At 73.7% G+C, this 13,217-nt stretch carries 14 protein-coding genes and 1 pseudogene; 8 read left to right on the forward strand and 7 right to left on the reverse strand.

Features of this window, described 5'->3' with window-relative positions; translation table 11 throughout:
* Nucleotides 1–119 precede the first annotated feature (119 nt).
* A complete protein-coding gene (locus tag ACIPXM_RS02180; protein ID WP_401650926.1) occupies nucleotides 120–512 on the reverse strand; it encodes an ATP-binding protein in 393 nt (130 codons plus the stop codon).
* Nucleotides 513–679: 167 nt separating this feature from the next.
* Here ACIPXM_RS02180 and ACIPXM_RS02185 point away from each other — a divergent pair.
* The 3 genes and pseudogenes from ACIPXM_RS02185 to ACIPXM_RS02195 all read left to right on the forward strand — a co-directional run bounded on the left by ACIPXM_RS02185 (nucleotide 680) and on the right by ACIPXM_RS02195 (nucleotide 1,929).
* Nucleotides 680–1,544: pseudogene (locus ACIPXM_RS02185) on the forward strand (Scr1 family TA system antitoxin-like transcriptional regulator).
* A complete protein-coding gene (locus tag ACIPXM_RS02190) occupies nucleotides 1,541–1,732 on the forward strand; it encodes a DUF397 domain-containing protein (RefSeq protein ID WP_401650929.1) in 192 nt (63 codons plus the stop codon). Before ACIPXM_RS02185 ends, ACIPXM_RS02190 begins: the two are co-directional and overlap by 4 nt.
* A gap of 2 nt (nucleotides 1,733–1,734) precedes the next feature.
* Entirely contained in the window at nucleotides 1,735–1,929 is a 195-nt protein-coding gene (locus ACIPXM_RS02195) for a DUF397 domain-containing protein (RefSeq protein ID WP_401652457.1), read from the forward strand.
* Between the two features lie 8 nt (nucleotides 1,930–1,937).
* Here ACIPXM_RS02195 and ACIPXM_RS02200 read toward each other — a convergent pair whose 3' ends face one another.
* The gene (locus tag ACIPXM_RS02200; protein ID WP_401650932.1) at nucleotides 1,938–2,921 is read right to left on the reverse strand and encodes a GNAT family N-acetyltransferase; all 984 of its coding nucleotides are present in this window, start codon (nucleotides 2,919–2,921) and stop codon (nucleotides 1,938–1,940) included.
* Between the two features lie 169 nt (nucleotides 2,922–3,090).
* Here ACIPXM_RS02200 and ACIPXM_RS02205 point away from each other — a divergent pair, with 169 nt between their 5' ends.
* Nucleotides 3,091–3,609 carry a DUF1203 domain-containing protein gene (locus ACIPXM_RS02205; RefSeq protein WP_401650935.1) on the forward strand — a complete coding sequence of 173 codons (519 nt, stop codon included), beginning with the start codon at nucleotides 3,091–3,093 and terminating at the stop codon, nucleotides 3,607–3,609.
* 26 nt (nucleotides 3,610–3,635) lie between these two features.
* Here ACIPXM_RS02205 and dapB read toward each other — a convergent pair whose 3' ends face one another.
* Entirely contained in the window at nucleotides 3,636–4,475 is an 840-nt protein-coding gene (gene dapB / locus ACIPXM_RS02210) for a 4-hydroxy-tetrahydrodipicolinate reductase (protein ID WP_401650938.1), read from the reverse strand.
* Between the two features lie 95 nt (nucleotides 4,476–4,570).
* Nucleotides 4,571–5,026 (reverse strand): VOC family protein, encoded by a 456-nt coding sequence (locus ACIPXM_RS02215; RefSeq protein ID WP_401650941.1) that lies wholly within the window; start codon nucleotides 5,024–5,026, stop codon nucleotides 4,571–4,573.
* 21 nt (nucleotides 5,027–5,047) lie between these two features.
* On the opposite strand from ACIPXM_RS02215, the gene ACIPXM_RS02220 reads away from it, so the two are divergent.
* Nucleotides 5,048–5,677, forward strand: coding sequence for a CGNR zinc finger domain-containing protein (locus tag ACIPXM_RS02220; protein ID WP_401650943.1), 630 nt, complete (start codon nucleotides 5,048–5,050; stop codon nucleotides 5,675–5,677).
* 45 nt (nucleotides 5,678–5,722) lie between these two features.
* Here the strand turns inward: ACIPXM_RS02220 and ACIPXM_RS02225 are convergent, their stop codons facing one another.
* The 3 genes from ACIPXM_RS02225 to ACIPXM_RS02235 form a co-directional block, all read right to left on the reverse strand.
* The gene (locus ACIPXM_RS02225; protein ID WP_401650946.1) at nucleotides 5,723–6,973 is read right to left on the reverse strand and encodes a GNAT family N-acetyltransferase; all 1,251 of its coding nucleotides are present in this window, start codon (nucleotides 6,971–6,973) and stop codon (nucleotides 5,723–5,725) included.
* Between the two features lie 115 nt (nucleotides 6,974–7,088).
* Complete coding sequence (gene rarD, locus ACIPXM_RS02230; protein ID WP_401650949.1) at nucleotides 7,089–8,141, reverse strand: EamA family transporter RarD; 1,053 nt, start codon at nucleotides 8,139–8,141, stop codon at nucleotides 7,089–7,091.
* Nucleotides 8,142–8,263: 122 nt separating this feature from the next.
* The gene (locus ACIPXM_RS02235) at nucleotides 8,264–9,139 is read right to left on the reverse strand and encodes an NmrA family NAD(P)-binding protein (RefSeq protein ID WP_401650952.1); all 876 of its coding nucleotides are present in this window, start codon (nucleotides 9,137–9,139) and stop codon (nucleotides 8,264–8,266) included.
* A gap of 110 nt (nucleotides 9,140–9,249) precedes the next feature.
* Between ACIPXM_RS02235 and ACIPXM_RS02240 the strand changes: the two genes are divergently transcribed.
* The 3 genes from ACIPXM_RS02240 to ACIPXM_RS02250 all read left to right on the forward strand — a co-directional run bounded on the left by ACIPXM_RS02240 (nucleotide 9,250) and on the right by ACIPXM_RS02250 (nucleotide 13,206).
* Entirely contained in the window at nucleotides 9,250–9,711 is a 462-nt protein-coding gene (locus ACIPXM_RS02240; RefSeq protein ID WP_401650955.1) for a winged helix-turn-helix transcriptional regulator, read from the forward strand.
* 121 nt (nucleotides 9,712–9,832) lie between these two features.
* Nucleotides 9,833–10,717, forward strand: coding sequence for a hypothetical protein (locus ACIPXM_RS02245; protein ID WP_401650958.1), 885 nt, complete (start codon nucleotides 9,833–9,835; stop codon nucleotides 10,715–10,717).
* A 371-nt stretch (nucleotides 10,718–11,088) separates the two neighbouring features.
* Nucleotides 11,089–13,206: a bifunctional serine/threonine-protein kinase/ABC transporter substrate-binding protein gene (locus tag ACIPXM_RS02250; RefSeq protein WP_401650961.1), complete on the forward strand. Its 2,118-nt coding sequence runs from the start codon at nucleotides 11,089–11,091 to the stop codon at nucleotides 13,204–13,206.
* Nucleotides 13,207–13,217: the final 11 nt, after the last annotated feature.

Genomic DNA, 13,217 nt, shown 5'->3' on the forward strand with positions numbered 1-13,217 from the left:
TCCGGGGAGGTGGGAGGGGTGGGGTGGGTACTTTCCCTGGGTGCTTTTAAGGGTTTATGGCGAGGCTGAGCGCATCGCGATTCCCCGCATCGCGAACCCCCGCATCGCGGTTCCCCGCGTCACGGCAGCGCGAGCTCGGCCCACACGGTCTTCCTCGGTGCGGGCCCCTGCCTGACCCCCCACTCCCGCGCCAGCCCGGCGACCAGCACCAGCCCCCGCCCGCCCACCCCGTCCCCCGCGTCGCGGATCTCCGGGACACGGTCACCCCGCGTGTCCGTGACCTCGATACGGAGAGTGGTGCCCGTGGCATCGAGTGCGACCCGGAAGTCCCGCCCCGGCACCCGTCCGTGCGTCACGGCGTTCGCCGCCAGCTCGGCCACGATCTGCGCGGCGGACTCGGCGACGGCGTCGAGCCCCCAGGAGCGCAGCTGCTCGACGACGAGCAGCCGGGCGAGCCGTGCGCCGCGCGGGGTCGCGGAGAGCTGGATTCCGAATTGGCGTGTGGATGCCATGAGTTGGTGATGTTCGTGGTTCATGCGCTCCAGGGTGGCGACGCGCGCCTACGCTGCCCATCGAACAGGCCCTTACGTACGGTCACTGTCCTGCGGCTGTCCCGTCTTGTCTCGACTGTCTGCGGTCACGCTCCGGGTAGAGGGCCGCCACAAGGAGGTGGGCACGCATGAGCGTGGATGAGGTTGAGGGCGCGGACGGCGACGCGGGGTGGGAGCTGGATCCCGGCGACGAGTCGGGCGCGGCGGTGGTCGCGACGGTCGGGCGCCAGATCAAGGCGTGGCGGGAGGCGAAGGGGTTGCGTGTGGTCGAGCTCGGGCAACTGATCGGCTACAGCGAGGACATGATCCGCAAGGTCGAGCGGGGGGGATCGGATCCCGCGCCCGGAGTACCTGGACAAGGCGGACAAGGCGCTGGGTGCGAAAGGGCTCATCTCGGGGATGAAGGCCGACGTGGTGGAGGTCAGGTATCCGAAGAAGCTGCGGAGTCTGGCGAAGCTGGAGGCTCACGCGGTCGAGTTCTGCCTCTACGGCAACTACAGCATCCATGGGTTGTTGCAGACGGAGGAATTCTCGCGGGCACTGCTGCGGACGCGACGCCCGACGTACGGCCCGGCCGAGCTGGAACGCCATGTGACCTCACGTATGGCGCGACAGGCTGTCATGGGCACCGAGCCGGGAGCCGAGTTCAGCTTCGTCCAGGAAGAGGTGACGCTGCGACGGCCCATCGGAGGGACAATGGTGCTGCGTCGTCAGCTTGAACGGCTCCTGGAGGTGAGTGAATTGCCCCATGTGGAGATTCAGGTGATGCCGACCGAGTGTGCTGACCATCCCGGCTCGGGAGGGCTGATCGAGCTGCTGAAGTTCGGGGACGGCACGGCTGTCGGGCGTACCGAAGGAGGCTTCAACGGGCGTCCGGTCACCGATCTCAAGCGACTCCGGATCTTGGAACTGCGCTATGGCATCATCCGGGCTCAGGCCCTCACTCCCGGAGAGTCGCGGGTCTTCATCGAACAACTGCTGGGAGAGACATGATCGGCACCCCCGAGCTGGAATGGTTCAAGAGCAGCTACAGCAGCAACAGTGAGGGTGACGACTGCGTCGAGGTCGCCCGTACCCCCGGCGTCGTCCACGTCCGTGACTCCAAGCAGACCGCCGGTCCCCGCCTGGCCTTCGGCCCCGCCGCCTGGGCCGGGTTCCTGGACTTCAACTCCGAGGAGTAGAGATCAGCACCCCCGAACTGGACTGGTTCAAGAGCAGCTACAGCGACGGCGCCAACGGCAACGACTGCGTCGAGGTCGCCCGTACCCCCGGCGCCGTCCACGTCCGTGACTCCAAGGACACCGGCGGCCCCCAGCTGGCCTTCGGCCCCGCCGCCTGGGTCGGGTTCGTGAGCGGCAGCTCCCGGCTCGCCCGCTGACTGGTTGATCAAGCAAGCGGCTTCCGGTAGCGGACATGCTCGTTCCGCCGCCGGAACCCCACGCTCTCGTAGAGCTGATAGGACCGGTGCGGGTTTGCCGTTCCGGTGAACAGGCGCGCGGTCGTCGCACCCTGCGCACGAAGGCTTCGCAGTCCGTCAAGCAGCAGGGCTCGGCCGATTCCCAGGCGGCGCTGGTCCGTCCGTACGCTCAGCTCCTCGACCTCGCCCACGGTGCGGTCATGGCGGCGGATGGCGCAGAGGGCGACGCCGACCATGTCCTGCCCGTGCCACGCGGCCCGCCAGCACGCCGGGTCGGCGGTGTCGGCGAAGTCCTGGAACGGCCATCTCTGAGTGAAACCGGCGCCCGCGTACGAATCGACGACCGTCCTCCAGGCGGCGCGGTAGTCGCCCGGCTCGATCGCTCCCGTCCGTATCCCGGCCGGCAGTTCGCCTCCCCACTCGGGCAGCCGCCGCAGATCACCCAACTCCAGCTCGATCAGGCTGAAGACGCGCCGGTATCCGGCCGCGAGGAGGAGGGCGGTGGCATCCTGCTCGGAGGTCAGGGCGTTCGCGCCGATGACCGCCGTCCCCTTCGTTCCGTGCTGTTCGACGAGGCGGCGGATCCGCTCCTCGGCCCAGCCGAGCATGGCCGAGCCGACGCCCTTGCGTCGATGCCGCGGCACGAGGTAGCCGCGGTGCAGGTAGAGCCATGTACCGTCCTGCTCCTGCCACCACCGGACCGTCGCGTAGCCGACGACGCTCCCGTCGTACGTCACCAAGGTCTGGTTCGTGGACGGCTCGTCCAGTCCGGCGGAGGTTTCGGCGATCTCGGCCGCCGTCGGGAGCCCTTCCACGACCGAACGGGCATCGACCCCGTCCCGTTCGGCACCACCCAGCCGCACCGCGGCCATGGCGCCGTGGTCCTCGCCGCCGCGATACGGCCGGAATGCGAAGCCGACCGGAAGGTCCTGTCCTGGCGCGTCATCCGACATGACCGGATGGTCTCGAACGCGGAGGGAGCCCGCCACCCCGTTCTCGCCGTGCCGCCGTGCCGCCGTGCCGCCGTGCCGCCGTGCCGCCGTGCTGCCGGGCCGCCGTGGTCCGGAGCTCCGCGTCCGAATAGCGCCAGCGTTCCGGAGTCGCGCGCGTGAGGCTGAGGGCATGGAACTCATGACGTACAGCCCCCAGGCCATCCCGCCCGCCACCCTCGCCGAACTGCGCGTACGCGACGACGCCGGGCGAGAGTGCCGGCCGTTCGGCGTGGACGCCGACAGTGCGGGGAGTCCGCTGCGGTGCTGTCTGCGGCGGGCGGCGGAAGGGGAGCGGATCGCGCTCGTCTCGTACGCGCCGCTGCGGCGCTGGGCCGGGGAGACGGGGGCCGAGCCCGGGGCGTACGACGAGGTGGGGCCGGTGTTCATCCACACCGGGGAATGCCCGGGGCCCGACCCGGACGCGTCCGGGTACCCGTTCGCGCGGCCCGGGGTGCTGCGGACGCTGCGGCGGTACGACGCGCGGGGCCGGATCGCGGGCGGGCGGCTGGTGGAGCTCGGGGACGACCCGGCAGGGGAGTTGGAGCGGGCGTTCGCGGAGGCGTTCGCCGATCCGGCGGTCGCGCTCGTGCACGTACGGGCCGTCGAGTACGGCTGCTACCTCTACAGCGTGCGCCGGGAGTCGGCCTAGGGCGTGCCTTTCGGTGTCCCCTCCGGCTAGTCGAACAGCAGCGTGCCAAGCCCCCGCCGCACCCCCGTCGTCTCCGCCACCCGGCGCACCGCCAGCAGCGTCCCCGCCGCGTACGGCTCCGGTGACGGGCCCGCGTCGTGCCGCAGCGACAGCCGCTCGCCCTCGCCGCCGAACACCGCCTCCGTGCTGACGACGAAGCTCGGCAGGCGCACCGAGTGCACCCTGGTGCCCGCCACGTCCGCGCCGCGCGCCTCCTTCGGGCCGTGCAACTCGGCCACCGGCACGCCCTGTTCGGGACGGTGGACCGCGCTCAGGGACTCCGCCAGCTCGCGCGCGGTGCCGCTCGGCACGTCCGGCTTGGTCGCGCTCGCGTAGTCGATGACCTCCCAGTGGTCCAGGTGCTCGGCCGCGAGGGTCGCGGCGCGGGCCAGGACCGCCGCCATCACCGAGAAGTTGCCCGCCGCGACCACCCCGACGCCGTGCGCGCGGGCGAGCGCGTCGAGTTCGGCGTAGTCCTCGGCGGTCAGGCCGCTGGAGCCGACGACGACATGGACGCCCGCCTCGATCGCGGCCCGGACGTTCGCGCCGACGGCCGTCGCGCTGGTGTAGTCGATCAGTACGTCCGCGGGCGCGGCGGCCAGCGCCTCGGCCACCGAGCCGTACACCAGGCCGCCGTTCGTCGGGCCGCCGTCCACCGGGCCCGAACTCCCCGCGTCCGGCAGGACCTCGGCGAGCGGGCGCCCGGCGGCCGAGCGGGAGACCCCGGCGACCAGGGTCAGGTCCTCGGCGCGGGCGATCCCGGCGACGATGGGCGGGGCGGTCCAGCCGGTGATCCCGGCGAAGCAGATGCGGAGCGTACGGGTCATGGGGCCGAGCGTAGGCCGTGCGGCCGACGGGACCCCGTAAGCCCGGCCACGGGGCCCGCGCGACCCACGGAACCGGCCGCGCCCGTCGGCCCGGCTCAGTGCACGCAGAACTCGTTCCCCTCCGGATCCAGCATCACCGTCCACGCCCCGCCCGGCTCCGCCACCTCCCGGAACACCGTCGCCCCCAGCGCCGTCAGCCGCGCCACCTCCGCCTCGCGCGCCGTCCCCGGATCCGAGTGGACGTCGATGTGGAGGCGGTTCTTGACGGTCTTCGGCTCGGGGACGCGCTGGAACAGGATCCGGCGGCCGAGGCCGGTGTCCGAGTCGGGGTCGAAGGGCTCGTCCGGGTGGCGGACGGCGGCCAGATCACGCCACGCGGGCCGGTCGCGCACGGTGACGGTCAGCGCGGCCGGTACGGCCCCGGCGGCGAGCAGCCGGGTGACGAGGCCGCTGTGGTCCTCCTCCCGGTAGCCGAGGGCGGCGGCCCAGAAGGCCGCCTGCGCGTGCGGGTCGGCGGCGTCGACGACGAGTTTCCAATGGAGTGCGGTCATGTAACTAGTTATAGTGGTTACATGCCCGGAACGTCGATGACACTCCACCACCCCGACGGCCAGATCTTCCTGTTCGACGCGGGCGCGCTCTGTCTGGAACTGCTGCTCACCGGCGGCCCCGGCCCGGTCGCCGCGCGTTTCGAGGTCCTGGACCGGCCCGGCGGCGGGGGACTGCTCGACTGGGTGCGGGACTCCGCCCGGCTCGCGCCCGGCCTCGCCGACGTACTGCCCCGCACGGTGACGGACGCCGAGCTCGGAGCCGTACGGGAGACCCGCGACGCGCTCTGGCGGCTCGCCCTCGCCCGGGCGGGCGGCGGACCGCTCGGGCCCGCCGACCTCGCCCTCCTCAACGCGGCCGCCGCCCGGCCTCCGCTGGCCACCCGGCTCACCGCCGACGGCCGTCGGGAGTGGGCGCCCGGCGCCACCGTGGGCGGGCTGGTCGCCACGATCGCCCGGGACGCGGTGGAGCTGTTCAGCGGGCCGTACGCCGACCGCGTCCGGGTCTGCGGCGCCGCCGACTGCCAGCTCCTGTTCGCCGACACCTCGCGCCCCGGGCGCCGCCGCTGGTGCGCGATGGAACGCTGCGGCAACCGCCAGAAGGTGCGCGCCCACCGAGCCGCCCGTACCCCCGCCGAGGGAGGCACCCGATGACCACAGCCCGGCCCGAGCGGCGCCGGGCCGTGATGGCGTGGCCGGTCAGAACCAGTGGACGGAGTGCGGGGCGCGGTCCGTCGTGAACAGGGCGTCCGCCGTCGTCACCGCGTCAGCGTCGCGGGCCCGCACCCGGCCCGCGCGGACCAGGGTGCTGGGGCGGGTGCCGCCGAGGTAGACCGAGCCCAGGTCGCAGATGTCCAGGGTCAGGTCGGGAGAACGGTCGGTGGTGACGCACTCCGCCTTGCCGTCCCGGACGGTCAGCAGATACCGGCCGCCCTCGCCGAGGAACGGGTCGTCGACCGCCAGGACCAGTTCGCCGTCGCCCCGCCACCCGCGCGTGGTCAGCGCGCGGGGCACGTCGAGGAGCCGTACCCACAGCTCGTCGGTGATCCCGCCCGGCTCGGCGGCCCGGAAGTCCGCGAACCGCCAGCGCAGCGGGTGGTCCGGCGGCATGTGCTGGAACACCACCTCGGAGATCAGGTCGTGGTCGAGCGCGAACCGGGCCAGGGCGGTGAAGACCGTGTCGTCGAGCGCGATCACCTCGTCCACCGTCAGCGTCTTGAAGCTCTTGCCGATGGAGTAGCTGGCGTAGCCGTCCGGCTCGCCGTCCGCGTCACGGTGCACCGCCACGTACCGCGGTGTCGACGCCACCGGCGGCCGTCCCGCGCCCCTGCGCCACCACCGCTCGGGCCGCGACAGCGCGCCGGGCTGGGCGCGCCGGTGGCGGTCGTACACCTGCTGGAGCAGGTCTCCGCACTCGGCCCGCCGCAGCACCTCGATCGAGCCGGGGGCGTCCGCCCGGGCACCGCCGGTGGCCTCGGGCGCGAAGGCCGAGCGGTTGCGCGGGACGGTCAGCCTGCTGGAGTACGTGGCGGGGCCGTAGCCGAACCGCCGGTAGATCACCGCCTCCGACGCGAGCAGCACCGACAGGAACTCGCCGCGCTCGCGCAGCTCGGCCAGCTGGTGCCGCATGAGTGCGGTGAGCACGCCCCGCCGCCGGTGCGAGGGCAGCACGCCGACGCCCGTCACCCCGGACGTCGGGACGACGACCTCGCCGGGCAGGGTCAGTTCGAAGGTGTACGCGGCGGCCGTGCCGACCGGGCGGGCCTCGGGGCCCTCGCCTCCCGCGTCTCCCCCGTCCGGGAAGGCGAGCAGACCGCGGTCGGGTTCGAGCGCTGCCCACCAGACCCCGCCGCCGTCCGCGTCCGGGGTCTCGCGGACGAGGCCGAACGCGGTGTGGAGGGTGTCGATGAAGAGGTCATGGTCCTGTGCGGTGGTGCGACGGATCTCCATGGGGCAAGCACAGCGGGGGCCCGGCGCACCGGTCAAGCGAGTTCCGCCGTCGGGCGGGGGCGCGGGGGCGCGGGGATGCGGGGGCGCGGGGGTGCCGGGCGCGAAGGCGCGGGGGTCAGGAGCGCGCGGGCTCGTCCTCGGGGGCCCCGGTCCCGTTCGCCGTCCCCGCCCCGGCAGCCGCCTGCGCGTCGACCTCCATCGCCCCCGCGGTCACCTGCGCGGTCACCTGCGCGGCCGCCATCGCCTCCCGGCTCCGCCGGGCCGTCCGCAGCCCGTCCCACGTCAGCAGCGTCAGCGCCAGCCACACCAGCGAGAACCCGGCCCAGCGCTCGGGCGGCATCGCCTCGTGGAAGTACAGGACGCCCAGCAGGAACTGGAAGACCGGCGCGAGGTACTGGAGCAGGCCGAGGGTGGAGAGCGGGACGCGGATCGCGGCGGCGCCGAAGCAGACCAGCGGGACCGCGGTGATCACGCCGGTCGCCGCGAGCAGCGCGGCGTGGCCGGGGCCTTCGGTGGTGAGGGTGGAGCTGCCCTGGGCGGAGAGCCAGATCAGATAGCCGAGCGCGGGCAGGAACTGCACGGCGGTCTCGGCGGCGAGCGATTCGAGGCCGCCGATGTTGACCTTCTTCTTGACCAGGCCGTACGTGCCGAAGGACGCGGCGAGCACGAGCGAGATCCAGGGCAGCCGGCCGTAGCCGACGGCGAGCACGACCACCGCGAGGATCGCGACGCCGACCGCCGCCCACTGCGCGGGCCGCAGCCGCTCCTTCAGGACCAGGACGCCGAGGGCGATGCTGACCAGCGGGTTGATGAAGTAGCCGAGGGACGCCTCGACGACGTGGCCCGCGTTCACGGACCAGATGTAGACGCCCCAGTTGACCGTGATCAGCCCGGCGGCGAGCGCGATGAGCGCCAGCCTGGCCGGGGTACGGATCAGCTCGCGGACCCAGTCCCAGCGGCGCAGCGCGAGCAGCGCGAGGCCGACGACCACGAACGACCAGGCCATCCGGTGGGCCAGGATCTCGACCGCGCCCGCGGGGGCGAGCAGCGGCCAGTACAGGGGGAACAGGCCCCAGATGCCGTACGCGGCGATGCCGTAGATCAGTCCCGTGCGTTCCGTGCGGTCGGTGTGTGCCGCTCGTTCGTGATGCTGCTGCCCCGTCTCCACCGGACCTCCCGCCCTGCCGGCCCTGCGCCGCGCGTCCTGTCGAAGGTAGCGCCGGGCAGGGCCAGCTGTCATGTCCGTACCGGAATACGGTCATGACCTTGGGAGGGGCGGGCGACGGGCGCTCAGCGGGCGGCCAGCGCCGCGCCGATCGTGGCCGCGATCGGGGTGGTCGGGCGGCCGATGAGCCGGGTCAGGTCGTCGCCCTGGTTGGCGAGCCGGCCGCGCGCGATGGCCTCGTCGACGTCGACCAGGATCTCGGCGAACGGCTGCGGCACCCCGGCGCCGACCAGGATCTCCAGGTGGGTGGCGGCGGGCACCGAGGAGTAGCCGATCTCCTGGCCGGAGAGCCGGGCCACCTCGGCCGCGTAGTCGGCGAGGGTCCAGGAGACGTCGCCGCTCAGCTCGTACGCCCGGCCCAGGTGCTCGTCGAGCGGGCCGGTGAGGACGGCGGCGGCCGCGGCGGCGTAGTCGGCGCGGGCGGCGGAGGCCACCCGGCCCTCGCCCGCGTTGGCGACGACGGCGCCGTGCGCGAGCACCGGGCCGAGGTGGGCGGTGTAGTTCTCGGTGTACCAGCCGTTGCGCAGGAAGGTGTACGGGAGCCCCGCGTCGAGGATCGCCCGCTCGGTCGCCTTGTGCTCGTCGGCCAGCGCGAAGTCGGCGTCCGGGCCGCCGAGGATGCCGGTGTACGCGAGCTGGGCGACCCCGGCGGCCTTGGCGGCGGCGACCACGGCGGTGTGCTGCGGCACCCGGCGGCCGACCTCGCTGCCCGAGATCAGCAGCACCCGGTCACCGGCCGCGAAGGCGTCCGCCAGGGTCTCGGGCTTGTCGTAGTCGGCGATCCGCAGCTCGACCCCGCGCTCGGCCAGGTCGGCGGCCTTCGCCTTGTCGCGGACGACGGCGACGACGGACCCGGCGGGGAGCGCGGGCTCGGTGGCAAGGAGGGCGTCGATGACGAGACGGCCGAGCTGGCCGGTGGCTCCGGTGACGACGATGCTCATGGGGTGTTCTCCTCGGTGGGGCGGGGACCCGTGTTCCTCAGGGGTGCTGCACTCACCGTATGTCGGACACTAACCATTCGAAAGTACCCACTTTGAAGTAAGGTACTGGCATGGGAGTAAGTGATACGCGCGTGGCGGCCCCGACCGCCGACCCGGTCGGCGCCCCGGCGGGCGCCCCCGCCGTCGACCCGATCAGCGGCCTCTTCGCGCCCGGCGTCGACGGCGGCCTCTGCCCCGCCCGGCTCGTCCTGGAGCACGTCACCAGCCGCTGGGCGGTCCTGATCCTGATCGCGCTGCGCGAGCGCTCGTACCGCTTCAGCGAGCTGCGCCGCCGGGTCGGCGGGGTCAGCGAGAAGATGCTCACGCAGACCCTGCAGACCCTTGAGCGCGACGGCTTCGTCCACCGCGACGCCAAGCCGGTCATCCCGCCCCGGGTCGACTACAGCCTCACCGCGCTCGGCGAGGAGGCCGCCGACCAGGTCCGGGCGCTGGCCCGCTGGACCGACACCCGGGTCGCCGACGTGCAGGCCGCCCGCGAACGCTACGACTCCGCACGGACCTTGTCCCCGTAAGGTCTCAATAGGTCTCAATGATGTTGTAGCCAGGGCCCGTTGGGGTCGTACGTCGTACGATCTGCTCACCATGCGGGGGGCCCGGGACCGGGGCGCCCGTCGACCGTAGGTGGGGGGAAACGTGGCGCACGCGAGGCGAAGACTGCTGCGCGCCGGCGGGGCCTTGGCGGTGGCGGGGACGCTGCTCCTGGCCGGCTGTTCGGGCGGCGGCGACGACGGCGGGACCGACGGCAAGACCGACGGCAAGACGGGCGGTACGAGCACGAGTCCGGGTCCGAGCGGGAGCGGGAGCGGCTCGGCCGCGCCCGGCGGCAGCCCGACCGCGAAGCCCGCCCCCACCGCCCTCGGCTTCACCCCCGACCCCAAGCGCGTCCCCCGGACCTCCGCCGACGCCAAGCGCCTCGCGCTCGCCGTCGTCGCGGGCCCCGACGCCTGGGGCCCCGGCTTCGTGAAGCGCACCCCGTACCTCAGCGCCGACGACTACTGGCCGGTCCTGGGCGCCGACTGCGCCTGGGGCACCGGGCAGCGCCCCGGCTCCGTGCTGCACAGCGTCACCGCGTACAGCGAGATCCCCGCCACGGGCGGCCGCGGGGTGTTGCGGGTGGCCGCCACCGTCACCGTGCACCGCACCGAGGCCGACGCCGACTGGGAGATGGCCGACACCCTGGAGGAGGCGCTCAACTGCCCCGAACAGGAACTCCGCGACGGCGAGAAGATCACCGGTCTCATCTCGCTGGGCAACCCCTTCGGCATCGGCGGCAATTACACGGCCGACGACTCGCTCGGCGAGCGGGGCGGCTACGTCAACTCCGCGGTCAAGGGCGAGCAGATCTACGGCTGGTACCAGTCACGGATCGGGCAGGTCACCGTGGCCACCGTCACCAAGGGCGCGCCCGGGTACGCCGAAAAAGATTCCGCCACCGCCAAGGGCACGCTCGAACCGCAGGTCCAGGCACTCGTCACCATGCTGGAACGCCTCAAGGGCGAGCTGGAGGTCAAGTCGTGAGCGTCCCGCCCGAGCCCACCCGGCCGCCCGGCACCCCCGACCCGACGCCCGGTCCGACCCCTGACCCGACCCCCGGCCCCAAGGACCCCAGGATCCCCGCTGATCCCAGGGTCCCGGCCGACGCCGCAAGACCCACCGACCCCAGGATCCCCACCGGCCCCACCGGCCCCACCGGCCCCACGCCCCCCACCGTTCCCCCCACACCCCCCTCCGTTCCCCCCACGCCCCCCACACCCCCCACCCCGGCGGCCACCGCTCCCGCCCCCTCATCTCCCCCCGACCCCGACCCCGGCGCCCTCCACCCCCTCCTCCCCTCCGACCCCTCCGCCATCGCCGGATACCGCCTCCTCGGGCGGCTCGGCGCGGGCGGCATGGGCGTGGTCTACCTCGGCCGCACCGACAGCGGTGAGCTCGCCGCCGTGAAGGTCACCCACGCCGACCAGGCCGACCAGGCGGACTTCCGGGAGCGGTTCCGGCGTGAGGTCGTCGCCGCCCGCCGGGTGGTCAGCCGCTGGGCGGTGCCGGTGCTCGGCGCCGACCCGGACGCGCCCGAGCCGTGGATGGCCACGGCCTTCGTGCCGGGTCCGTCGCTCGGCGAGGCCGTCCGGGGCCACGGCGCGCTGCCGGAGCGGAGCGTACGGATCCTCGGCGGCGCCGTCGCCCGCGCGCTCGCCGCCGTCCACGCGGCCGGACTGGTCCACCGGGACGTGAAGCCCGGCAACGTGCTGCTCGCCGTCGACGGCCCGCGCCTGATCGACTTCGGCATCGCCCGCACCACCGGCGAGACCGGGCTCACCTCCGCCGACATGGTGGTCGGCACCCCCGGCTTCCTCGCGCCCGAGCAGGCCGAGGCGCGCGCCGACGAGACCGGACCGGCCGCCGACGTGTTCGCGCTCGGCTGTCTGCTCGCGTTCGCCGCCACCGGGCGCCCGCCGTTCGGCACCGGCGCGGTGGACGCGCTGCTGTACCGGACCGTGCACGACGAGCCCGACCTCAGGGGCGTACCGGAACCGCTGCTCGACCTCGTACGGCGCTGTCTGGCCAAGCGACCCGCTGATCGGCCCACGGCCGACGAGGTCGCCGGGCTGCTCAGCGAGGACGCCCCGGGCGCGCCCGCCGACTGGCTGCCCGCGCCGGTCGTGCGGACCATCGCCGAGCGCTCGGCGCGGATGCTGGCGCTGCCCGCGATCGACGCGACCGCCGCCGGTGCCCCGACCGCGCCCCCGGCCGGTCCGGGCCGCCGCCGGTTCCTGCTGCTCGGGGCCGGGGCCGCCGTGCTCGCCGCGGGCGGCGGGATCGCCGCCTGGGCGAACCTCGGCGACGACGGCAAGGGTCCGGGCGACGACAAGGGCAAGGGCAAGGCGCCCGTGCCCGTCAAGCGCACCACCTGGGCCGTCGGCGTCTACGCCGACCTCAGCGGCCCCGCCAAGGAGATCGGGCAGGCCCAGGAGCGCGGTGCCCGGCTTGCCGTCGAGGCGTTCAACGCCAAGCGCCAGGGCAAGCCGTTCCGGATCGAGCTCAAGGTGTCCGACGAGGCCGGGGACCCGGTGCGGGCGACCCGGACCGCGCGCGAGCTCACCACCGACCCGGGCGTCCTCGTCGTCCTCGGCCCCACCAACGACGCCGTCGGGCAGGCCAGTTCGGCCGCCTTCCAGGGCGCGGGGGTGCCGCTGATCACCACCTCCGCCGGGTACAACCTGCTCACCCGGGGCACCGAAGGCGCCCCGAACGAGACCGTGCTGCGGGCCGTGCCGAACCACATCATGGCGGGCATGCACCTCGGCTACGCGCTCGGTCTGCTCGACGGGGTCCGCAGGCCGGGCATCCTGGAGGAGCGCACCGACGACCACTACAGCTGGCAGGTCGCCCGCGGCGCGGGCTTCGGTCTCGGTCAGGAGGGGCTGAAGGCCCGCTACCGGGTGGTGCCGGGCCGGGCCACCGACTACAAGTCGATCCTCGCGGGCATGATCGACGACGGCATGGACGCCTATGTGCACGTCGGGGTGCGCGCGCCCGCCGTGCTCGCCGCCCGCGCCCTGGCCGAACTCCGCTTCACCGGACCGAAGTTCACCGGGCAGGCGGTGTTCGGGAGCGGCTTCCTGAAGGAGGCGGGGGCCGCCGCCGAGGGCTGGTTCGTCACCGCGCCCGTGCTCGACCCCAACACCCGCAAGGAGGCGGCCGGTTTCGTCGCCGCCCACCGCGCCAAGTACGGCACCGCTCCCGCCTTCTACGCGGCCGAGTCGTACGACGTGGTCACCATGGCCCTGGCGCAGCTCGTCGCCCAGGGCGGCGCCGGACCCACCAGGAAGGGGCTGTGGCAGGCCCTGCGGAAGGGCAAGTACACGGGTGTGATGGGCGGTTACACCTTCGACGAGAACGGCGACCTGTCCGGCGGCGGCACCTTCGTGTACGGGGTGCAGGGCGGCGCGTACAAGCTGATCGGCTCCGCGCCCGCCGTACCGAAGCAGTCCGGGAAGAAGAAGACCTAGGGCCGGGGGCC

Origin of the sequence: Streptomyces sp. NPDC090025 (assembly GCF_044748125.1) — a bacterium.
GTDB lineage: Bacteria > Actinomycetota > Actinomycetes > Streptomycetales > Streptomycetaceae > Streptomyces.